The sequence below is a fragment of the Pseudomonas sp. MF06569 genome (genome assembly GCF_059862735.1).
Genome location: NZ_JCBCUZ010000007.1, coordinates 39383 through 61320 on the forward strand (window position 1 = coordinate 39383; position 21938 = coordinate 61320).

The 21938-nt window shown below is 58.0% G+C and carries 21 protein-coding genes and 3 pseudogenes; 11 read left to right on the forward strand and 13 right to left on the reverse strand.

Annotated elements, in window-relative coordinates:
- Positions 1–158: 158 nt before the first annotated feature.
- Together AC19YQ_RS09265 and AC19YQ_RS09270 are read left to right on the forward strand one after the other, a co-directional pair.
- A complete protein-coding gene (locus AC19YQ_RS09265) occupies positions 159–419 on the forward strand; it encodes a helix-turn-helix domain-containing protein (RefSeq protein WP_339475193.1) in 261 nt (86 codons plus the stop codon).
- 43 nt (positions 420–462) lie between these two features.
- Positions 463–795 carry a DUF6388 family protein gene (locus AC19YQ_RS09270; protein ID WP_133076121.1) on the forward strand — a complete coding sequence of 111 codons (333 nt, stop codon included), beginning with the start codon at positions 463–465 and terminating at the stop codon, positions 793–795.
- Between the two features lie 104 nt (positions 796–899).
- On the opposite strand, the gene AC19YQ_RS09275 is transcribed toward AC19YQ_RS09270, so the two are convergent.
- From AC19YQ_RS09275 to AC19YQ_RS09295, 5 genes are read right to left on the reverse strand one after another with little or no spacing between them, the layout of a single operon-like run.
- On the reverse strand, positions 900–1490 hold the full coding sequence (locus AC19YQ_RS09275) for an ATP-binding cassette domain-containing protein (protein WP_500594975.1): 591 nt from the start codon (positions 1488–1490) through the stop codon (positions 900–902).
- Positions 1483–2274, reverse strand: a complete 792-nt coding sequence (locus AC19YQ_RS09280; protein ID WP_500594976.1) for an ATP-binding cassette domain-containing protein — start codon at positions 2272–2274, stop codon at positions 1483–1485. The genes AC19YQ_RS09275 and AC19YQ_RS09280 overlap by 8 nt, the downstream gene beginning before the upstream one ends.
- Positions 2274–3080: an ABC transporter permease gene (locus tag AC19YQ_RS09285; protein WP_500594977.1), complete on the reverse strand. Its 807-nt coding sequence runs from the start codon at positions 3078–3080 to the stop codon at positions 2274–2276. The genes AC19YQ_RS09280 and AC19YQ_RS09285 overlap by 1 nt, the downstream gene beginning before the upstream one ends.
- Positions 3077–4060: an ABC transporter permease gene (locus AC19YQ_RS09290; RefSeq protein ID WP_500594978.1), complete on the reverse strand. Its 984-nt coding sequence runs from the start codon at positions 4058–4060 to the stop codon at positions 3077–3079. The genes AC19YQ_RS09285 and AC19YQ_RS09290 overlap by 4 nt, the downstream gene beginning before the upstream one ends.
- Positions 4045–5625, reverse strand: coding sequence for an ABC transporter substrate-binding protein (locus AC19YQ_RS09295; protein ID WP_500594979.1), 1581 nt, complete (start codon positions 5623–5625; stop codon positions 4045–4047). The genes AC19YQ_RS09290 and AC19YQ_RS09295 overlap by 16 nt, the downstream gene beginning before the upstream one ends.
- A gap of 252 nt (positions 5626–5877) precedes the next feature.
- Between AC19YQ_RS09295 and AC19YQ_RS09300 the strand changes: the two genes are divergently transcribed.
- Complete coding sequence (locus AC19YQ_RS09300) at positions 5878–6369, forward strand: hypothetical protein (RefSeq protein WP_500594980.1); 492 nt, start codon at positions 5878–5880, stop codon at positions 6367–6369.
- Positions 6370–6431: 62 nt separating this feature from the next.
- Here the strand turns inward: AC19YQ_RS09300 and AC19YQ_RS09305 are convergent, their stop codons facing one another.
- Positions 6432–7325, reverse strand: a complete 894-nt coding sequence (locus AC19YQ_RS09305) for a DMT family transporter (RefSeq protein ID WP_339475180.1) — start codon at positions 7323–7325, stop codon at positions 6432–6434.
- Positions 7326–7457: 132 nt separating this feature from the next.
- On the opposite strand from AC19YQ_RS09305, the gene AC19YQ_RS09310 reads away from it, so the two are divergent.
- Positions 7458–7895 carry an Lrp/AsnC family transcriptional regulator gene (locus tag AC19YQ_RS09310; protein ID WP_133076111.1) on the forward strand — a complete coding sequence of 146 codons (438 nt, stop codon included), beginning with the start codon at positions 7458–7460 and terminating at the stop codon, positions 7893–7895.
- A 26-nt stretch (positions 7896–7921) separates the two neighbouring features.
- Here the strand turns inward: AC19YQ_RS09310 and AC19YQ_RS09315 are convergent, their stop codons facing one another.
- Complete coding sequence (locus AC19YQ_RS09315) at positions 7922–9253, reverse strand: aminotransferase-like domain-containing protein (protein WP_500594981.1); 1332 nt, start codon at positions 9251–9253, stop codon at positions 7922–7924.
- Positions 9254–9350: 97 nt separating this feature from the next.
- Between AC19YQ_RS09315 and AC19YQ_RS09320 the strand changes: the two genes are divergently transcribed.
- The gene (locus tag AC19YQ_RS09320; RefSeq protein ID WP_219261061.1) at positions 9351–10247 is read left to right on the forward strand and encodes a DMT family transporter; all 897 of its coding nucleotides are present in this window, start codon (positions 9351–9353) and stop codon (positions 10245–10247) included.
- Positions 10248–10373: 126 nt separating this feature from the next.
- Positions 10374–11711 carry an MFS transporter gene (locus AC19YQ_RS09325; RefSeq protein WP_500594982.1) on the forward strand — a complete coding sequence of 446 codons (1338 nt, stop codon included), beginning with the start codon at positions 10374–10376 and terminating at the stop codon, positions 11709–11711.
- Between the two features lie 61 nt (positions 11712–11772).
- On the opposite strand, the gene AC19YQ_RS09330 is transcribed toward AC19YQ_RS09325, so the two are convergent.
- Positions 11773–12861, reverse strand: a complete 1089-nt coding sequence (locus AC19YQ_RS09330; protein WP_219261060.1) for a YkvI family membrane protein — start codon at positions 12859–12861, stop codon at positions 11773–11775.
- A 524-nt stretch (positions 12862–13385) separates the two neighbouring features.
- Here AC19YQ_RS09330 and AC19YQ_RS09335 point away from each other — a divergent pair.
- Entirely contained in the window at positions 13386–13547 is a 162-nt protein-coding gene (locus tag AC19YQ_RS09335) for a DUF2986 domain-containing protein (RefSeq protein WP_133076105.1), read from the forward strand.
- 39 nt (positions 13548–13586) lie between these two features.
- On the opposite strand, the gene AC19YQ_RS09340 is transcribed toward AC19YQ_RS09335, so the two are convergent.
- The 5 genes and pseudogenes from AC19YQ_RS09340 to AC19YQ_RS09360 form a co-directional block, all read right to left on the reverse strand.
- A complete protein-coding gene (locus tag AC19YQ_RS09340; protein ID WP_500594983.1) occupies positions 13587–14591 on the reverse strand; it encodes a serine/threonine-protein kinase in 1005 nt (334 codons plus the stop codon).
- On the reverse strand, positions 14588–15316 hold the full coding sequence (locus tag AC19YQ_RS09345; protein WP_500594984.1) for a PP2C family protein-serine/threonine phosphatase: 729 nt from the start codon (positions 15314–15316) through the stop codon (positions 14588–14590). The genes AC19YQ_RS09340 and AC19YQ_RS09345 overlap by 4 nt, the downstream gene beginning before the upstream one ends.
- Positions 15316–17106, reverse strand: a pseudogene (tssM, locus tag AC19YQ_RS09350) (type VI secretion system membrane subunit TssM); the annotation flags it as partial. The pseudogene tssM and the gene AC19YQ_RS09345, both read right to left, overlap by 1 nt.
- Positions 17103–17444, reverse strand: a pseudogene (tssJ, locus tag AC19YQ_RS09355) (type VI secretion system lipoprotein TssJ); the annotation flags it as partial. The pseudogenes tssJ and tssM, both read right to left, overlap by 4 nt.
- A 5-nt stretch (positions 17445–17449) precedes the next feature.
- A pseudogene (locus AC19YQ_RS09360) lies at positions 17450–17737 on the reverse strand (type VI secretion system-associated FHA domain protein); the annotation flags it as partial.
- Positions 17738–17757: 20 nt separating this feature from the next.
- Here AC19YQ_RS09360 and AC19YQ_RS09365 point away from each other — a divergent pair.
- The 4 genes from AC19YQ_RS09365 to AC19YQ_RS09380 are packed head-to-tail and all read left to right on the forward strand — an operon-like array spanning position 17758 to position 21903.
- Entirely contained in the window at positions 17758–18021 is a 264-nt protein-coding gene (locus AC19YQ_RS09365; RefSeq protein ID WP_500594986.1) for a hypothetical protein, read from the forward strand.
- Positions 18018–18830 (forward strand): DUF4123 domain-containing protein, encoded by an 813-nt coding sequence (locus AC19YQ_RS09370; protein ID WP_500594987.1) that lies wholly within the window; start codon positions 18018–18020, stop codon positions 18828–18830. The genes AC19YQ_RS09365 and AC19YQ_RS09370 overlap by 4 nt, the downstream gene beginning before the upstream one ends.
- 32 nt (positions 18831–18862) lie before the next feature.
- Positions 18863–19660: a hypothetical protein gene (locus tag AC19YQ_RS09375; RefSeq protein ID WP_500594988.1), complete on the forward strand. Its 798-nt coding sequence runs from the start codon at positions 18863–18865 to the stop codon at positions 19658–19660.
- Positions 19657–21903 (forward strand): lipase family protein, encoded by a 2247-nt coding sequence (locus AC19YQ_RS09380; RefSeq protein ID WP_500594989.1) that lies wholly within the window; start codon positions 19657–19659, stop codon positions 21901–21903. The genes AC19YQ_RS09375 and AC19YQ_RS09380 overlap by 4 nt, the downstream gene beginning before the upstream one ends.
- The last annotated feature ends 35 nt before the right edge of the window (positions 21904–21938 follow it).

The window sequence follows — 21938 nt, forward strand, 5'->3', positions numbered from 1 at the left end:
TCAGCACTCTGAAAAAGGCAGGACCGCCTTGCGCCGTCCTGCCTTTTTTTTGTCTGAAATCAGCCAACCTGCAGGGGCTGTTGACGGCTGACCTTTCCCTCTTACACAGCTTGAATTAATCTTTGCATGACGACCATGTTCCTATTCAGGTTACGCACATGAGTACCTACGGAAAACGCCTCAGAGAAGAGCGCCTGCGCCTTAATCTGACACAGCAGCAACTGGCGCTGGCCGGAGGCATCGGTCGCAACACGCAAAGCCTGTATGAGCGGGACCTGAGCCTGCCCCGAGCCGATTATCTGGCGTTGATCACCCTGCTCGGTATTGATGTGCTCTACATCCTGAACGGTCGCCACACCCTGTATCGCCCCCCCTCTGCCACTGTGCCTGCTGGCAATGGACAGCTCACCAAAAACTGATCTTGAACTCAGCAACATGACCATATTCAATCAGGAGTCTTGTGTGACCGAACCCGGAACAAATCATCAAAAAGCCCTTGATCGCTTTCTCGCCGAACACCCGGAGCTGGCCGCAGAACTTGAAACGTTAAACCCGTTGGCTGCCCGCGCTGTCGGCCAGTCTATGAAGGAGTATCGCCAGGAACGCTTGAACGAAGCCTTTGAGGCCGAGGCCGAGCGCCTGGGCTTTTTTGCCTGGGAACTGACCCTGCAATTGACCAGTGCAAATGCCGAAGAATTCGAGGCCCAGCGCCTTGAGGTTCACCGCGAAGTGGCGCAAATGGCGGGCATGGACTGGGCAGAATATTGCGAACTACATGGCCTTGAAGGGCGCTGATTTCATAGGTTCCACACGTCACCTGAAACACCGCAGCGCCTGCATCGCGAGCAAGCCCGCTCCCACAGGGGGGTTGCGGTGCGGCTACAGGATTTACGCAACATTCACTGCGCCACCCAGATACTCGAACATACCTTCTCCAGTAGCGCCTTGTTGTGGCTGAACACAATCAGCCCCAACTCACGATGCCTGGCCTCTTCCAGCAAGACGTGCCAGACCTGGGCCTGAATGTGCGGGTCCAGCTGGGCAGTGACTTCGTCAGCAATCAGGTAGCGGGTGCGCGGATCAAGGGCCCTGAGCAAGGCGATACGCGCCAGTTCGCCTCCCGACAACTCATCCGGACGCCGCGTCAGCCAGCCGGGATTTACGGCCAGGCGCGCCAGCCAGGCAGCGTCCGGCGACCAGGCATCGCGTAGGCTTTCGCCCGTGGTGCGATAAGGATTGAAGGTCTGCTCGGGATGTTGCGGCACTAACTGGACCGGGCAATAACCCTTTTGCAACAGGGGCTTGCCATCCACAGTGACCCGGCCCGAGGTTGCCGACTGCCATTGCGCCAGCACCCGGCCCAAGGTGGTTTTCCCATAGCCGCTGGGCGCCGAGATGCCCTGACGCTCTCCCGGCCGGACGTGAAACGACACCGAATCCCAAAGCCGGCGACCGTCCTGCACGATACTCAATTGCTGGACTTCAAGCATATTCAGGCACCCTGCGCGCCAGGAACTGCTGCTCGGGCAACGCCGCCCACAGCGACTGCAACCAAGGACTGCCACCGTTCTCCCGTAGCTCTGTCGCACTCAGGGTTTCGTGCAGTTCGCCCTGGTGCAATACGGCGATCCTGTCAGCAAAACGTGCCGCCAGCGCCAGATCATGGGTAACCCACAATATGCCGCGCCCCTGCAGGCAAAAACCCTTGAGCTGAGTCAGCAACTGGCAGGCATGCTCGTCATCCAGCCATGAGGTGATCTCGTCAGCGAGGATATAACGCGTATGGGTCAGGGCCGCGCAACTGGCCAGCACGCGCTTGGCCATCCCGCCCGACAGAGTACGTGGAAACTCATCCACCAACTCCGGCTGCAAGTTGTAGTGCCTGAGTTGCTCAGCCACATCCCCCATTCCCAGCCTGGCTCCGCTCAAGCGTGCGGCACGCATCAATTGCGGCCCGACCTTGATCAGCGGATTCAAGGCGCTGACGCCCTGGGGCACATAACACACCGTTTTACCGCGCTGATCGACCTTGCCGGCATCACCCAGTACCTGCCCGTCGAGCACTATGTCACCGCGACAGCGCATGTTTTCGGGCAGCAAGCCCAGGGTGCTTTGCAACAGCAGGCTTTTACCCTCACCGCTGGAACCCACCAGCGCCACCAGCTCGCCGGGATGAACCTCAAGGGAGATATTGCTTAGCAATGGATGCCAGGTTTTGTGTCCCAGCCAGTGGTAATGAGCAACATCGATCGAAAACTGGTCGAATTTGAGCATCAGGTAATCCTTATCCAGAGCTGCTGCAATGCCCGTGCAAATTGGTCAAACACCAACACCAGATTCACCAGGATCAGACCCGGAAAAAACGCCAGCCACCAGGCGCCACTGCTCAAATACCTCAGCGCATCGGCCAGCAACAGGCCCAGGGACGGGTCATGGGGTGCCAGGCCAAAGCCCAGAAAGCTCAACGCCGCTGAATGCAAAACCGCGTGGGGGAACATCAACAAGGTCCCGATGATCCACTGTGGCAACAGCAAGGGCAGCAAGTGATGGCGCCAGCGGTAGAAGTTGCTGTTGCCCAGGCGGTGCGAGAGCATCACGAAATCCGTCTCACGGATACGCAGGATCTCGCCACGCAGGATCAATGCCAGCCGCGGCCAGTGGGTCAGGGCCACCGCCAGGATCACCCCCTGCTTGCCACCGCCCAGGGTGAAACAAATCAGCACGAGCAACAGTAAATGCGGCAACGCCAGCATGCTGTCGATAAGGCCGCGAATCAGGTAATCCAGGGTTTTGTTCAGCGCACACAAACTGGCGGCCAGCATGGCCAGAAAACCACTGCTGAAGGCCGCGGTCAGGCCGATCTGCAGGCTGGTGGTCATCCCCTGAAAGCACCGTAGCCAGAGATCGCGCCCCAGGCTGTCGGTACCAAACCAGTACTCGGCCGACGGTGGCAGACGCCGCGCCAGCAGGTCCATGGAGACATCGACATTGATGATCGAAATGCCATAGGCGATCAACACCAGCAATATCAGTAGCGAGAGGCAGAGCCTGAGCAAGGCGCGATTCGGATCGTACGTCATGACTGGTGCGCCGCCCCACGGTTGAGGCGCAATAACAGCGCGTTGGCAATGCTGTTGCCGGTAAAGACCAGCACCGCGCAAAACATCACAATCCCCATCAACAACGGAATATCACCGCGCAACCCTGCATCAATCGTGGCCTGCCCCAGGCCTGGATAAGCGAATACTTTTTCAGCCAGCAACGCGCCCCCGATCAACTCCCCCACGGATGCAAATTGCAGACACACGGCAGGGGTCAGGGCATGGCGCACGATATGGAAGTTGATCAACGGCCAGCCCTTATCGCCTTGGGCACGGGCATACCGTATGAACTCGCTGTTCATCACCTCCGCCACCCGAGAGCGGGTATGCAGGGCGATATTGCCTACGCCCAGCATGCCAAGCGCCAGCATGGGCAGAATCAAGTGCCTGAGCTTGTCGCCCCAGGTGGCGGTTTCGGCATTACTGCCAGGGGTCCAGGCGCAGCAGATCGGCGCCCAGTTGAGGGTTACGGCAAACAACGACAGGAGCAACAGGCCAATCCAGAAGGTCGGCAGGGAGGCGAGCACATAGGACAGGGTCGAAATCAGCCGGTCAGGCCAACGGTTCAAGTAGCGCCCCGCCGTCAGGCCCAGGACCATGCCGACGATGCCGGAAAATACCCAGGCCGAGAACAGCAGGGCGAATGAGGTGGCAAAGCGCTCGCCGATCACCTGCGAGACCGGCGCGTTATAGAGCATCGAGTAGCCAAAATCCCCTTGCAGCATTTGGCCGAACCAGCGCAAGAAGCGCTCCCACAACGGCAGGTCGAGCCCCCAGCGCGCGGCTATCAACGGGTATTGCTCGGGAGGCACGTGCAGCAAGTCGTTGCCTATATAGGCGCGTATCGGGTCCACCGGAGAAAAGCTGAGCAACGCAAAGGTGCCCGCTGCTGTCACCAGCAGCAAGCCCATCAAACGCACAACGAAGAGCGAGAGCCCGCGTATCACTTGCAGGTCCATTTCCAGCCATCGATGCTGTTGAGCAGCGACCAGGACCCGTGGATTTCCGGCGCGCCTTTGCCCAAATCCACACACTCATCGGCCAGATAAGTGTGTTGTACGTTCAGTAGCCAGGCCCAGGCCGCGTCGCCTTTGACGCCAACGCCGGTCTTGCCATCCCACTCCACTTGCTGCCAGAACGGCACCGCCTGCTGCCAGGTCGGCGCATCCAGTGCTTGCTGGAGATGCTGATCGACTGCCGGATTCTTGTAATAGCCGGGGTTGTAGTACTCGACGCCCGCCGCCTGGCTGCTGTAGTGGTGGTAAAGCTCCATCGGGTCAAGACTGCCCCAGCCAAAGAGCGTCGGGTTGGCGTGCATATTGCGCTCGACGGTCTCCCAGCTGCCAGACTTCAGGTCCACATCGATACCCACGGGTTTGAGCATCGAACGCACGGCCTGGGCCAGGTCACGACGGGTGGCATCGCCACTGGCGTACCACAGGGTGATTTTGGCCGGCTGGCCATTTTTCTCACGGACACCGCTGGCGGTTTCTACCCAACCGGCCTGATCCAGAATCTGCTTGGCATTGGCGATATCGCCGTCCTTGAAGGCCGCATCCGGGTTAGCCCACGGCAAGCCCTGGACGCCGGAATACGCCGGCACAGCATGCCCTTCGAGAATCTGATCGGCGAGCAGTTGACGATCGATTGCATAGTTGATGGCTTTGCGGATGGCGACATCTGCCGTCACATCATTGCCAATGGGATAACCGTGGGCATCTTTTTTACCCGAGGCGATGGTCGGCATCACAATGCCACGGTTTTCAACGCTGGGGCGCACCCACAGTTTCATGCCGGGTGCCGGAGTCACTGCCAGCGAAGGGGCAATGCGCACAATGCCCAACTGCTTGCTTTGGGCGGCAGCAAAAGCGCTGTCTTCATCAAGGAAAACAAACACCAGTTTATTGAAATCGTTCTTTTGCCCCGCGTAGAACGGGTTGGCCTCAACAATCAGCTGCTGGCCCGGCTGATAACTGACCAGTCGATAGGGCCCTGCGCCAATCGGCTTTTGCGCATAGGTTTTGGCATCGTATTTATCCGCCGAAACAATACCCAGCGAGCCGAGCACATTGACGAAGGTGCTTTGCGGCGCCTTCAGCTCGATACGCACGGTGAGTGGGTCAACCGCCTCGGCCTTGAGAAAGTTACCCATGTCGACCTTGCCGCCACTGGCCGCCGCATTGTTGTAGGTGTAGGCCACATCCTTGGCTGTCAGGGGCGAGCCGTCAGAGAACTTGAGGTCGGGCTTGAGCTTCAGGGTCCAGGTCTTGCCATCGTCACTGGCCTGATAATCGCTTAGCAGAAAACTGCTCCAGGACAAGTCTTCGTTCTGCTTGAGCAACGGGCTGTGCAACAGCAAGTAACTGCCGTGGCTCCATCCCAACATAGGGTCAAAACCCTCGGTCGGCTCATCGCCAATGGCCAGCTGCAAGGTGCGGGCCTGCGACGAATAAGCCGGCGCTGCCATTACACTCAGCAAAGCAGCCGCCACCAAGGTGTTACGCATCCATGCAGTCTTTGACATCAATCCTCCCGATCAGAAATAGGCTCGCCCAGACAGCCTGAAAAGCGGCTATACGCACGTCATCGCGCCCAACAGTAATAGCAGTCTGACTCTAAATAGCCAGTTATCCATCTGATTTTTTAGGGTTTTTCCGGCCTGCCGGCATCACTTTGTAACAATTGCCCCAGGTCAGGTTCCAGCCGTGTGACTGTGCTATACCAATGGGGAAGATTATTCAGTCACGGTAAACAGACTCAACTGACAGAGGTTCGCATGTTCAAAGGATTAGCCGGTCACCTCAAAGATAAAAACGTCCACTCGATCAACGCCCTGCCGTCCAACAACATTGAACTGTTCGACTGCTATACTGGTTTGATCCTGGGCCATCTTTACCGCAACTTCCCCTTGCCGATCACCCTCACTGCAGAGAGCTTTATCGATTACAAAACCATGGGCGACCGCGACCGCGAAGCCCTGGAAAAGGAAGAAAACCTGTTCCTGGCCACCGTCAAATGGCTGGCCGATATCGGCTACATCCACTTTGACGGCATGTCCGGCGTGGCGTTTTACGAAGTCGTACTGACCAACAGCGGGCTATTGATCTTGCGCGCCTACCCTGAAGGCACCGACTGCGCCCCGACCCTTGGCGAGAAACTGGCGCAGTGCATCAAGGACGAAAACACCGCTGACCTCAGAGCACTGGTGACGCAAGCGCTCAGCTTGGGAGTGCGGATGATCAGCCCGATGAGTCGGTCGGGGATTTAAGCCAGATTTGACGAGTACTTGGCCACAAGGGTAGTGGCCAAGCACGCGTAGACCGCCGCTAATCATCCATTCACCACCCTGCGCCCTCCCACTCGCCACCCCAATTGAATCCCGGCAGCAGCGACCAGAATCGCGCCAACCCCGATCCATTGCAGAAGTTCCAGGCGATGGCCAAAGGCAAACCAGTCCACAAATATCGCGGCGATGGGATAGATAAAGCTCAGGGCTCCGATCAATGCCGTGGGCAGTTTCTGGATTGCGCCGTAGAGAAGTACGTACATAAGCCCGGTGTGGACGACGCCCAGCGTCAGCAATGTGCTCCAGGCCTGTGTGCCCGTGGGCAGTTCCGTAAAGTTGGCCATCGGTGCCAGCAGCAGGACTCCGGTGCTGACCTGGATCAAGGCGATCAGGTGCGGGGGCACGCCTCGCAGACGCTTGATGATCAATACGGCCACGGCATACATCAGCGCCGCACTCAACGCCAGGGCAATCCCCAGCAAGTATTGCGTTCCGCTCTCCCCTTGCCCGTGATGGGCGCTGACGATGGCCAGCATTCCTGCGAAAGACACCCCAAGCCAGGCCAGTTTTTGCAGGGTGATTTTTTCGCCGAGAAACAACGCCGCCAGGCCAAGCAAAATGAACGGCTGGACGTTGTAGACAGCAGTGCCAATGGCGATGGAGGCCCGTGAGTAGGAGGCAAACAACAGCACCCAATTGGCGACGATGGCTACCCCGCTCAACACAATCAGTAGAAAACTATGACGATTCAATATGCCGGGACGCAGGAAACCCATCAGCGCACAAATCACCAGCAACGTTGCCGCACCGAATACACAGCGCCAGAACACGACGTCCAGTACCGCTTGCCCGGAGAGCAGGACCAGCCAGCCGATGGTGCCGGAAATCAGCATGGCAGCGACCATTTCCAGCGAACCGCGCTGCGTTGTTTTGTCCATGTTTGCCTCCTTCAAAGTAGGAAACCAGTATGGCAATCTCGACGCACGCAGCTCCATAATCCAGAAAAGGCAAATCAACCTGTTTGCCTTTAGTGTTGAGGCATTCTGCTGGTTTTGCCTAAGGAGCAAAAAATGAATGACGAGATAGATCAGCTATTGATCAGCGCCTTGATGGAAGACTCCCGCTGCTCCCTTAAAACCCTTGCCAGCATCAGCGGCCTGTCGTCACCCAGTGTTGCGCAGCGAATACACAAGCTGGAGGAGCGCAAAGTCATCACCGGTTATACCGTGAACGTTGATCCCAAGGCCTTCGGCTATCAGCTCCAGGCCATCATCCGCATTCGACCGCTACCCGGCCAGTTGCAGGAGGTGGAGCGCCAGATCCAGAACACCCCTCAGTTCACTGAATGCGACAAGGTCACGGGGGATGACTGTTTTATCGCTCGTTTGCATGTGCGTTCAATCGAGCAGTTGGACAGTCTGCTCGATGGCCTGAATGCCTATGCCGAAACCAATACGTCAATTATCAAGAAAAGCCCGGTCAAACGCCGCTTGCCGCCCATGGCGTGAACTTCCCGGTTGAGGCCCTGCCCGCCCTAAGCATGGGCTTGAACCACCCATTTCACTTTGGCCAGGCCCTCTCGCAGTGAATTCATGTCCACCGAGCCCAGCGCCAGCCGGATCGCATGGGGCACATGAGCTGAGGTGGCAAACGGCTGGGCGGTCGAGACCGATACCTGCTCACGCAGCAACGCCGCAACCACCTGATCCGCCCTGGCGTCCTCCGACAGGGGTAGCCAGACAAAGTAGGAAGATGGATGACGAATTGTATGCAGCCCGGCCAGTAGTTCATCAGCGATAAGCTGCCTTGATTGTGCGTCCTTGCGCTTTTGCGCCTCCAGGCGGCTTACGGTGCCATCGTCAAGCCAGGCGCTGGTGATTGCGGTCATCACGCCGGGGGCATTCCAGGCGGTCACCCTGATGATTCGCTCCAGCACACCGACTTTTTTTGCGGGCGCAACGATAAATCCAACCCGCAGGCCCGCCGCCACACTTTTGGAAAACCCGGAAACGTAGACCGTCCTTTCAGGTGCCAGCTCGGCCAGGGGCGTAGGTGGGTTTTCGACTAAAAAAGCGTAGGCAGCGTCTTCAATGATATGCAGGTCATGCTTGCGGGCGATCGCTACCAACTGCTCGCGCTGCTCAAGGCCCATCACCCAGCCCAACGGGTTATGCAAGGTGGGCATGCTGTAGATCGCACGCACCGAGCGGCTGCAGCAGAGCTTTGCAAGGGCATCCAGATCGGGCCCGTTTTCTGTTGTCGGTATCGGCAGTATTTCAAGATGCAGGGCAAGGGCCAGTGCCTTGAAGCCCGGATAAGTCAACCCGTCGACTGCGATGACATCCCCAGGTTGTAGCAAGGCCATCAGGACGACGGTCAATCCGTGTTGCGCGCCATTGACGATCAGCACCTGTTCGGCAGGTACGTTCAGGCCGCTCATGGCCAGATGCCGCGCCACCGACGCCCGCTCATGCAGACGCCCGCCATGGGGCTGGTAGCGCAGCAACGACTCAAGATCACCGGATAACGCAAGCTGACGCAGCGCGGTGCGCAGCATATCGGCCTGGCCCGGCAATGAGGGGTAGTTGTAGTTGAGGTCCAGCATCCCGGCAGTCACATCGGGCTGGTCAATGCCGTGGCCGGGTGGCAGCGAGGTTTCCCTGACGAACGTGCCACGCCCGGTTTCGCCACTGACCAGCCCCATGGCCTCAAGCTCGGCATACACCCGGCTGGCCGTAACCAGCGCCAGGCCTTCACTGGCCGCCAACTGGCGGTGCGTAGGCAGCCGCGTGCCTGGAGGCAAACGCCCTGAGCGAATATCAACTGCAAACGCGTCGACCAGCGACTTGTACCGGGATCGAGACATCGAACTTGTATCCATGACAATATTTTGATTGTCATTAATCATCAGCCCTAGGATGTGCTGCATGCAATCCCGCGATTAGCCGTGAGCGTGAGACTCGATGGAACGTACCTCCAAGCTGCAAAACCCCAGTGCTGAAAAAAACCTGAGCGGCTGGATCAACGGGTTTATTGGCGTGGTCATTTTCAGTGCTTCACTGCCCGCGACCAAGGTGGCGGTGCAGGCGTTTGATCCGGTGTTTCTGACCCTGGCCCGCGCCAGCATTGCCGGTGTGATTGCGTTGGCCATGCTGGGGTTGCTCAAGGCACGGCGGCCGCAACGAAGCCATCTGGTCCCGCTGTTACTCGTGGCAACCGGCGTTGTCGTCGGCTTTCCCTTGTTGACCGCACTGGCTTTGCAGCATGTGACGTCGGCCCACACCATTGTTTTTCTCGGCCTGCTGCCTCTCTCCACGGCAGCCTTCGCCGTCGTCCGCGGCGGGGAGAGTCCAAGGCCTGCGTTCTGGGTTTTTTCCATCCTGGGCAGTGCGTTCGTGGTGGCTTATGCCCTGTCCCAGGGCCTGACAGCGGCTCCCGAAGGCGACATCCTGATGCTCCTGGCCGTCCTGATCTGTGGCCTGGGTTATGCCGAAGGCGCAAAACTGTCCCGCACGCTGGGCGGCTGGCAGGTAATTTCATGGGCGTTGGTGCTATCGCTGCCCATCATGGCTCCACTGGCATGGCTGTGCGCCCCGTCTTCATTCGCCGGCATCAGCCCTCCGGCCTGGTTTGGCCTGGCTTACATCTCGGTATTCAGCATGCTGATCGGCTTCATATTCTGGTACCGCGGGCTGGCCCAGGGCGGGATCGCAGCGGTTGGGCAACTACAGCTCCTGCAGCCTTTTTTCGGGTTGGCACTGGCGGCCACGTTGCTGCACGAGAGCGTCAGCATGGGCATGTTTGGCGTCACCGCGGCGGTGATTCTGTGCGTGGCAGGTGCCAAAAAGTTTGCCCGGTAGCCTGTAGCACACGGCGTTAATCCGCGGATCAGTCGGTGCTGACTATGCCGATGACACTTTTGGAGCGAATCACATCAACCGCTGCCTCGATAATCACGACTTACTGATGACAGGTCGAGGTTCAGCATGACGAGCGTATCCACAGAGCAGGTCAGCCCGAAAACGCTGAGAAAAGTAATCGCCGCCGCCACCATCGGTAATTTCGTCGAATGGTTCGACTTCGCCGTGTATGGCTTTCTGGCCACCACCATCGCCCAGCAGTTTTTCCCCAGTGGCGATACCAGTGCCGCGCTGCTCAAGACGTTTGCGGTGTTTGCCGTGGCCTTCGCATTCAGGCCACTGGGAGGGATTTTCTTCGGCATGCTGGGTGACAGAATCGGGCGCAAGCGCACACTCGCCATGACCATTCTGCTGATGGCCGGTGCTACGACCTTGATCGGAGTGCTGCCTACTTATGCCGCTATCGGGGTTGCAGCGCCGATTCTTCTGACCCTGATCCGTTGCGCCCAAGGGTTTTCTGCAGGGGGCGAATATGCGGGAGCCTGTGCCTACCTGATGGAGCACGCGCCCAACGATAAAAGGGCCTGGTACGGCAGCTTTCTTCCCGTGTCGACATTTTCCGCTTTTGCCGCCGCGGCCGTGGTGGCCTACGCACTTGAGGCTTCATTATCGGCCGAGGCCATGGGCAGCTGGGGCTGGCGCCTGCCGTTCCTGATTGCCGCCCCCCTGGGCCTGGTGGGGCTTTACATGCGCTGGAGGCTGGACGAAACACCGGCGTTCCAGGCAGTGACCGAGGAACATGAGATTGCCCACTCCCCTCTCAAGGAAACCTTGCGCAACCATGGCTCGGCCATCTGCTGTCTGGGGGCCTTTGTGTCACTGACGGCGCTGTCTTTTTACATGTTCACCACCTACTTCGCGACCTACCTGCAGGTGGCAGGAGGGTTGAGTCGAGCAACCGCCTTGCTGGTGTCGCTGATAGCGCTGATCTTCGCCGCTGCAATATGCCCGCTGGCCGGGCTCTATTCGGACCGGGTCGGGCGTCGGGCTACAGTGGTGACGGCATGCGTGCTGCTGATCGTCGCGGTGTACCCTTCGTTCATGATGGCCAGCTCCGGAGGGTTCACAGCGTCCATCATCGGCGTGATGCTCCTGGCCATAGGTGCTGTGTTGTGTGGCGTGGTCACCGCCGCGTTGCTCTCGGAAACCTTCCCGACACGCACTCGCTACACCGCGTCGGCAATCACCTACAACATGGCCTACACCCTCTTCGGTGGCACGGCTCCGCTGGTAGCCACATGGCTGATCAGCTCCACGGGCAGCAATCTGTCGCCTGCGTTTTACCTGATGGCAGTGGCACTGCTGGCTCTGGCTGGCGGCCTGGCATTACCCGAGACCTCGCGGATTTCACTGCATGATGTTGCCACGCCGGAAAAAGGGAGCTCGGCGGCGGCAACGATCTGAAGGATTGGAAGAACAGGACTGAGAAGGGATGGCGCCGAGGCTGGGCTCGGCGCCAGCAAGATCAGGACACGGCGTCCAGGGCGGCTTTTTGCGCCTTGGCAATGGAACGACCACGCACCCAGTTGAAACAGATGGCGAGGATCAGGGCGAAACCGACGTAGCCCAGCAGCGGGTAGACAGTGCCTACCAACTTGCTGAAGCCGCCCAGGCTCAGGCCCAGCCCCACGCACACCGTCACTGCACTGATCATTTTGAAGCGACTCGTTTCAGGCTTGGAGAAACGTGCGCTGAACGCAAAGAACATCCCCACCGCCGTGCTGTAGACCATACATACCAGCGCCACCGACATCACCACCGAAAGGATTGGCGAGATGCGCCCCGCCAGTGCCAGGGATGGCATTTCAATGCCCTGCAACTGGTTGATGTTGGCAAACAGGCCGATATTCAACAGCAGGATCAGCGCACCCAACCCCAGGCCGCCGAGTACGCCGCCGAGTGCAGCAGCCTTGGGCTGCTTGGTCATGCCGCCAATCACAGCCAGCATCGGGAAGCCAACGGCGATATTGAACGATGCGTACAACAATGCGCCGACAAACCAGTTGCCAGTGACCGTCTCGTTGTTTTCGCGGGCCACTGCATCGAGAGTCTCGATCGGGGCGTTGTAGCTGAAAATCGAGTAGGTGGTGATGATCAACACCATCGCCAGCAGGAAAGGCATCACCGCGCTGATCAAATCAATGATGCGTTTGACGTTCATGCACAGGGTAGCGATCACCAGTACAGCCATCAGTGCACCGCCAAACAATGGAGACAGGTCGTATTGCTGGGCAAAGATCGAACCGCTACCCGCCAGCATCACCACTCCGACGCCGTACAGGAAGAAGGACAGCACGACATCAACAACCCACCCCAGACGAGCGCCAAACAGGATGTAGAGAACTTCTTTGTGGGAGTTCGCTTGCATCTTCGAACTCAATCGAGCGATCTGCATGCCGAGGAATGCGAACATCAAACCGCTCACCAGAGTGCCTACGATGCCTATCAACCCATAGCCGGTGAAAAACTGTAGCACCTCCTGCCCGGAAGCGAAGCCACCGCCAATGACGACAGACATGTATGCAAGAGCAATCTGGACCGACTGTTTATTCATTACACTTTTCTCATTCTTAGACTTATTAGGTGCACGGGAAAAGTGAGGCCATTAATGCCCTATCCTTTCCGCAGAGCGACTATCTCCATGGCTGCTCAAAAAAACATCGTGCTTTTTCGAACGGTGCAGGTACGCAGACGCCGAGCGCAGTATAGGAAGTGTTGAGCAGTTCTTTTCACCATATAAGTCACAAAATACGGAGCAAAATCCGCAAAAACCATGAACTTACAGCACATAAATACAGAACATGGCGAAAATGACCGCAAAAACACTCGAAACATTATGAAACAAGTATGCTTTTACAAATCAAACACTTAGCCAATTTCGACAAAAATCCCCAGGCGCGCACTCTCGCAGCGTGAGGCCTAAGGCCTGCCATCCCTCGAATCAAGCCAAGTGAAAAAATACGCGTCATTTACTGAGCGTTCCTTGCAAAAATAACTGACAATTGTCGTTACAGAACGCCGCTCCATAGCGTCCATCAACGCCCGTGTGGAACAGCACTTACACGCCGAGTAGAAGACATGAACCGTCGCAAGAAAATAACGCAGCTATTGAAGGCTCACGCCAAGAAAGCCAGTGCCAAGCTGGCACCGAAAAACAAGGTCAAGTACATCAGCAAAGCTGACCGGCTGAAGCTGGCTGCCGAGACCAGCCAGGACCCGATCACCTCATCCGAGAGCTGACGGATTTCAAACGCTGACTCTGCCAAGCGCCCATAGAGATCAGTTGCGCCAATGAATCAAGCGCTGCAGCCAGGATGAATTGACAGAGAAAGCATCACGCAATTGCTTGGCAGTGATCGTTCGATCTGCCACATCGAAAGCCAGCGCCGTTCGCAGGGCTGACCAGCAGTGTTTCGGCATGTTCTCAGGCGCTTGTAGCTCGCGCTCCAGATGCTGATTGCGGGCGTGATTCGAGGGAACTCGGCGAAAAGGGTGCTTGCCCTGCGCCAGCTCGTAGATCACGCAGGCCACGCCGTACACATCGGCACTGGCCGACAGCGCTTGGCCCTCTAGTAGTTCCGGGGCCGCATAGCCCGGCGTCCAGCCATTGAAGCGCTCGCGGCTCAAGTGCGGCAGACCGGGGAGGATGCCCTTCTGCGCCTGGCCGAGTCCGAAGTCAAACAGCCGCACGCCTTCTTCGCTGAGCATCACGTTGCTCGGCTGCATATCACCATGCAGCACGCCGCGGGCATGGGAGTAGGCCAATGCATCGAGCAACGGCAGCACGATGTCGTGCAACTCCTTCCACGGCAGGCCCAGGGGGCGATCGCAGAGCAAGTTATCCAGGGTCAGGCCACGCATGAATTCCATGGTGACAAATGCTCGTTGGCAGTCCGTGTCCACTTCAAAGGTGTACAAACGCAGTACGTTGTCGTGGCGCAGGCACCGGGTCAGGGCGAACTCGTTGTAGAGCAGCGCGCTGGCGTCCGGCGACTCGGCAAATTCTTCGCTGAGCACTTTCAGCGCGACGTAAGGGTCGGGATCGCCGAACTGTTCTCTCAGCAAGTCCCGTGCACGGTAAACAGCGCCCATACCGCCGGCACCGAGCAGACGCTCGATGCGGTAACGGCCTGCCAGCACCTCGGGTAGTTCACCGGTACTGGCCTTGGTTGGCGCCAGCGCAGCGTCAGCGTTGTACGATTTCGCGAACGCAAAGCAGGTCAGCCTGCTGCCCTGCTCTTCGCTCTCCAGCAGGTCGCTGATCGGTTGCATGTGTTCCGTCATTGGCGGATCACTACAGCTGTCAGGTTGTCCCGAGCCGAGCCCCGCAATGCGCCGTCAAACAATCGCTCCAGCGCAACTTGCGGGGCGGTGAGGCTCAAGGCATTGCCGAGTGCATCGCTGCCAAGTCCTTGATACAACCCATCGCTGCAGAGCAAAAACGCATCGCCGGGATACACCTCCAGTTCCAGCACATCCAGAGTCAGTTGCTCGGCAGCGCCTACAGCGCGGGTCAGAGCATGAGCTGCCGGATGGTCCTTGGCCTGCTCGACGCTCATGTGTTGCTCGTCGATCAGTTGCTGTTGCAGCGAATGGTCTTTGGACAGCTGATACAAACGCTGGCCACGCCACAGGTAGCAGCGGCTATCACCGGCCCAGATGCAGGCCGCGCGGCTGCCTTCTACCAACAGCGCCACCACGGTGCTGCCCATGATGCTGTCGTGACACCCAGCAGTGACCGTCAACTCCTGACTCAATCGGCGGTTGAGCCAGTGCAGGCACTGACGAATACCTTTGAGTCGTTCATCGAAATCATCCAGCACCGGCAATTGCGCCAGGCTGTCGACGATCAACTGGCTAGCGATATTGCCTTTCTGATGCCCTCCCATGCCGTCCGCAACCACCCACAACCCTTGCTGCGCAGCGTCCAGGAAAGCATCTTCGTTGCGCGCCCGAACCTTGCCTGCATCGGTGCGCGCAACGCTGCGCCAGGGACTGGCCACCCGCATCAGAGTTGCACCGGCAGGCGGAAGGTGCGCAACACGCCCGTGTCGAAAGGGTTTGGCGCGCGTTGACTTGTTAACAAGTAATTGGCGCGCAGGCCTCCTACGTCAGCCTTGAGCACCAGCACGTCACGGCCGGTCAGGTATTCGGTCTGCATCAAATCAAACAGACGGAACAACGACCAAGGGCCGGTGTTCTTCTCGATCCCCAGCGGGCGGCCGACCATTTTGTCGAGCACCAGACTGGCACGCCCGTCTTCAGCGTCGGTTGGCCATTTGAACGACACCGGTACTATCGGGCCATGACGGTATTCAATGGTCGTGTCGCCAAACCTGAGCGCCGAACGGCTGACAGCCGGGTCGAGGGTGTACGGCTCCAGTTTGAACTGCACCTGAGGCTCGGCCGGATTGTCGGCGAAGAAGCTCTGCCGGATAACCCGCGCGGCGGCCATCTGATCAAGGTAGACCTTGGAAATCGGCAGACTCTGACCATCGACGCTGCGCATGCGATAGTGACCCGGATCACCGCTGACAAACGCACGCAGGTAGCTGTCGAAGAACTGGTCGGCAATCCCTTGGGCCTTGAAAAACTCGCGAAAGTCGCTGATTGCCACGTCACTGGCGCTGTGGGCGCTAAACGGGTAGCGCTTGCTGATCGCCTTGGCGTAAAAGCTGTACAACTCACTCTGATAGCGCTGATTCAAATATCGATAGGCGTCGCTGAGTACCAGGCGCCAGGTGTCTTCAGCCAATACGTTGAACCACACGCCTACAGGCCGCGGCAGACGTCCAGACGCAGTGCGCAGGTTGCTCAGCGCATCACGCTGGCCACCCATGCGGATCTTGGCCACTTCGAACGCGGCCTGCTCCGGCGAGCTGGAACGGGCCAGACTGGCCATCTGCATTTGCAGCTCATTGAGGGCGGTCATGGCCGGGATCAGGTCAGCGGTTGGGCCGTTGTTGTCGTCGAGTAAGCGGTGCAGCGACTCAAAGCGACTTTGCAAGGATTTCCTCGCGGTATCCGGAAGCTTTTTCACCAAGGCGTCTGACGCCTTGCCCGCCGTAGCGACCGCCAGTTTTCCGAGCTTACTGCCCTTTTGTACCGGTTTCCCTGCCGCATCGGCGGCGTCATCTACCGTATCGGCGACCACTGGGAATCGGGTGTTTTCACGCACTTGAACCAACAGTTGCAGGATCGGTGAGTTGGCAGATGTCAGACCCGCCAACTGCTCGGCGCCGTCACTAAAATCGTTAATGGCCGCCAGCGCGATCCGGCCCACCGCTTCACCCCAGTAGTTGGCGTAGTCGCGAAAATACAGTTGCTCGAGTTCGACCAACAGGCGACGCAAATCCATACCACTGATACCCGAGCTTTCACCCAGTACCCAGTTGTCACTCAGGATCTCAGTGACCAGCATCGAGCCCTGAACCGAAAAATACTGCTCATAACCTTGTTGGGTGTAAAACCCCGGAATCACGTAATCAGTGCCCACAAACAACGCCCCCTGTGGGCCTAGGTGTTGGCTGAAACGGTAGTCCGGCAGATCACGGGCCTGCTCGCGCAGCATCCGATACACGACGTTGGCCAGGGACTCGCTGCGTAAAACCTGACGCGCCTGAGCCACTAGCTGATCATTTAGCGGATAGATAAACGGCTGCTTCAGCAAGCGCTCGAAGTGGCTGTTCAATCCGTTTTGTACAGCGGTATTGCCGGTGTAACGTTGAGACCATTGGCTAGCGACCCAGTCCTTGAGCCACGGCGCGTCGCGACGATCCTCCATGTTCAGCATCAGGTACCCTCCTCGACGCTAAGTTTGAGTTCGACGGTTTCGCCCGGACGTAGCTCCAGCTCCTCAGTCGCAACCATGTCTGGAGCCAGGGACTCCTTGGCGCGCTCGTACAGGCTGAAGAAGTCCGCGTTCTCGAACGCCACCGGGTGCTTGAGCTCAAACAGACGGACGACAATCGGCGACGGACGACCGTTGAGGTCAGGGTTCAGCTGATCGCTGGCGGTGAGCTTCAGGTTGAGTTTGGTCACGTTGGAATACGGCGACATTGACGAGCAACCGGCCATCAGCGCCAGAGCCACGAATGCAGTCAGCATCTTGAAAAAAACGGTCGCGCAGCGAGCCATGCGGGTCATCCTTGGTGGTCGGTGTAAAGGGTGGAAATCAAGCGGACCTGCTCTTCGTAGGCTTGGGCAAAGTCACGTGCCAACAGGCGCTCGCTCCAGTCATCGTCCTGACGCAGGGCCTGGTGATAACGCCCGAAGGCTCTCCAGCGACTGCCAGAAGTGGCGAGGATCGGCTTGTTGTCGCGTTCGAAACGCAAGGTCAACTGTTCTGGCGAGAAGTGCTCCAGCGTGCCGCGCACCGCTGCGCGACTCGCGGTCAGCAACGCCACCTGATGCGCCTGTCTGCGCCGCCAATGTGGTGATCAATGCCGGCATGAGCCTGACGCTCCAGGCCGGTGGTCAACACATCCTCATCACTGCAGGCGGCATTTTAAGCAGCGTGGACATTGTTCAGGGGGGCGCGCCCGTGGCGGGTGTTCCTTCGCTGCAAGCGGCCCAGGCGCTGGCCAGCGCACCGCAATCGATTATCGCTAGTCCGCTGTCCATCTTGGCCGCCGTCAAACAGAAAGCGGCGGACAAATGCCCACTGTGCGAGGCCTGTCGTGATGGTCTATGCAACACTGGAGAACGTGCATGATTACCCTTGAACAATGGTTGCAAGAGCAAACCCGGCAGGGACGACACCTTTACCTGGTACTGGATTCAGATGGCCAACTTGACGAGCGCAATGGGTTGGTCAGTGAACTGGGCGTCGATCACTACCGCAATCTGTACAGGGGAACACCTGCTGATTCATTGGCGAACGTTGCTCCCTGCCTCTTCCGGTTGGACGCGGTTGAGCATCCGACCCTTCAGGCCCTGCTCAAGACACCGGACCGTCATTGGGGCTGGCTTGCCAGCGCCGCAAGCGCTGACCTCGATGCGTTGACCGCCCATTGGCAGAAGCGTCTGGTGACCGGTGAGCGGCCGAACCAAGCGCTTTATCGCTTTCACGATAACCGCGTACTGGGGCGTGCACTGGCCTACCTGCAACCCGAGCAGCGTGCGGACTACCTCGGCCTCATGACCAGCGTGTGTTATTGGCAGGCTGAGCAGTGGACTGTTACCGACAACCCTGATCCCGGTATTCATCCCCTGCCCACAGACCCCGCCTGGTGCCATATCCCTACGCCTGACGAAACCTTCATGGGCATACAGTTCGACAATACGCGCCGTTACCTGGTCCGCGAGCACTTCGACACGCTGCTCGATCTGGCCCGAGAACAAGACATTGATGCCTGGCTACGGGGCCAGCTCGACCTGGCGCACACCTGGGGCTGGCAGGGACCCGACAGCATTCACTTTTTGCTGATGCAAAGCTTGCAGGCGCCGGATTCCAACCCACCCAAAAACTGGCTACCCCGGCCAAACGAAACTCCGGCGATGCACTTTGACCGGGTTTATTAGCAAGCGCTGTATTGGCAGGGAGATGGCCCCGTATGAAACGCGTTATTCACCGTTTAATTCTTGGCAGTTGCCTGGCCCTGACTGGCGGCTGCTCAGCCACAGGGAAGTCCGACACTTTTACCCTGACCGCCGACATGCCACCGGGCTTTGCCTATGTCGCGAAAGTGACCTACGTACCTGTCCCCGGTCAATCTTGCAACCTGGGCAGGTATAACAATGTGAAACAGCAGTTCAATCGCGAATGGTGGTCTGAATACAAGCCCGATGTAGAGATTGAAATACACCTCACCCGCAAAGGCTGTGAGTTGGTGCTGAATGGCATAGACCTTGAGATCAATGGGGTATATGGCAAAGATTTTGGTGACTCCGGCGGAGATTCCGGGTTTATCGCGGTGCGCGATTATCTCGACGCTCGCGACAAAGGCTCCTTCAATGCTGCTGGCGAAAGCCAGATTTCGGGGCAGTGCCAGTGGACTTTCCGGACCTCGGGAGGCTTGCGTCGTATTGTAAAAATCCTCTTCTGCAAAAACACCGATGCCCAGGGCAATGTCACCAAAGGTCGTCCGTTCGCCGCGTACACCCTTGATCAGCTACCAGGCAAAACCGTGAAACTGAAAATCAAGTTGGCCGATGAGGAAAGACCTTACATGAAGGACACCTGGGTCAAGGTGCCCGGTGGATGGAAACGCTGTATGGGAGACAATTTTGAAGACCAATATGCCTTTTGCTATGGCAATTACAAAGACTTCAGCACCTTCCGCATGCCGGATGGCCGCGACACCTGCACCATTTACCCCGGTTGTACCGAAAACAAGGAGGTGACCCCATGATACCTGCACTGCCAGAACGTGACAGGTCATCCATGGATGGCACAATTCACGCTTGCCCTTTACGGGAACACTCGACCAGTTTTCAGTTAGTGGACGAGTTTGGTGATGGACAACCTTATGCCGGGCTGACCTATCAGATCATCGACTACGAAGACATTATCTACACCGGCAAGCTGGATGTGACAGGCTCCGGGAAAGTGGAAAACCACTACTGCGGCCCTGTGGTGCTGACGCTGAATCAGCCCTATCAGGGACGCGAGAAAACCTACACAGTTTTAAGTGGAAGAGATCACTACCCCCTACCCATCACCGAACTACAGGTGCGAGCCGAGAAAACTCGCTTCTCCAATAAGTCCGGTCTTCGCACTCAATCCAATCCTGCACAAGACAAGACCAATGTGGGAGCATTTTATCAGGTAGAGGTACGAGAACTCGTAGAGCACGGCGCACACCTGCCGCCGTTGGCCGCACGCCATTCCCCTCCCAACTTCCATGTCTTTAAGCTGTTTCGACCGCTACCTATCAAAGGAAGTGCTGGTTACAAACCTGAGCTAGCGAAACGTTTCGGCGTTCCGCTGATGCCGAACAGGCACAGCGTGCTGGAGGTGCGCCCTCTGCGCGCCCTGCGCCCAATGCTGTCACCCAGCAACGATTTCTGCGCGCTCAACCTCTACCAACTGGCGCTGATGTCGACACTGAGTTACAGCGACTTTGCCCAGCAGCCCATCGATCATCCGGTAGAAACCGACACAGTGAGCTTTCCGCTAAAGCCGAGCATCGGCAATTGGTTTGCTGACGCGTTAGCAAAATTTGACGAGCTTTGGCAGGTGGATGCCGCGCAGGCCGGGGGGAAGGCGTATTACCCGTTGTATGAGGAGGTGCCGTACTCCAGACGCCTGGAGGTGGTGCCCTTCGACCCGGAACTCTACCCGCAGGTTAATAGCCCAAGCCTGGGGGAAAAGCAGGAAAATCCGGCGACTATTCACTGGTTTGATGATCGTGCACATGACGGTGGCACCGATACCCAAGCCTTCATCACTCACCATGATGCGCTGATTCTTCTCTCGATCCGGGGCACCGCCAGTGTGGCTGATGCCTTGCGCGACATGGATGCGACTCAGGTGCCCTTTGGCGATTCACCTGGCAAGGTGCACAACGGATTTTATGGTGCGGCCAAGGTGGCCTACCTTTTTGTCACTCGTTACCTGGACAAGTTTTACAGCGGACAAAAACTGGTTATCACCGGGCACAGCCTGGGCGGGGCGATTGCCTTGATCGTGTCTGAAATGCTACGACGTCGACCGGATTTCACTTATGACATCGTGCTTTACACCTATGGCGCCCCCCGGGCCGGTGACAAGGTCTTCGTAGAGGGGGCCAAGCCGCTGGTTCACCACCGCATAGTTAACCACAACGACCCGGTGCCCAGCGTTCCATCGACATGGATGAATACGTCCACCCAGCGGGAGTACATGGCACAGGGTGTCGTTACCGTGTTGAACCCGGCTATCGGGGTGGCATCGCTGGTACTGGGCATGGTCAACATGACCGGTGAGCCCTACGCTCACCACGGCACACTGCGACACTTCATGCCGGTCTACTTTAACGCGGGCATCATGTCCTCGATCCTCTGGAAGCCGGGGTGCAGCACCATCAACGACCACGGTTGTGCCGTAGCGCTGAAGGCAACCGACGGCCTGCCCTCCCGTGGCTCATTCTTGCGACAAGTGATTGATAATGCCCACCACAAAATGGTCGTCAGCTACATTCCCAACTGCTGGGCCAGCCTGCGCCGCTGGCAGGATGCTCAGGAGTCCAATCGCTCATTGGTGACTATTGATGAGTTTGAGCAGGTGGATGAGGCATTAACCAATGCCAAGCGGCAAGTACTCACCCTGGAGAGCCGCCTGGCGGCGAGCTCCGACAAATATGTCCGTAATCAAGCCGCGGCGATGGCCGCTCTTCAACAAGAGTTTCGCAACATAGAGATCACGCGCACGCGGCTGAGCGAGTTACGGGTTAGCCGTGTCAGTGAGGCCGATGTGTATGGCGTGTTCGCGGGACTACCCAAACTGACTGATGAGGATTTGCCTCGCTGGAAAGCTCATGCAGAGAACCGTAAGGAGGAACAACTGGCAATGGCTCCGCCAGCAGCCGGCGATGATGAGCGGGCGATAGCAGCCATTATCGGAGTCCGCATTCCGGGAACACCCTTCAATTTCGATATTGATTCGATTGTCTAGCCTGATACCTGCAGCGTGTGAGCATTTCATGCAAC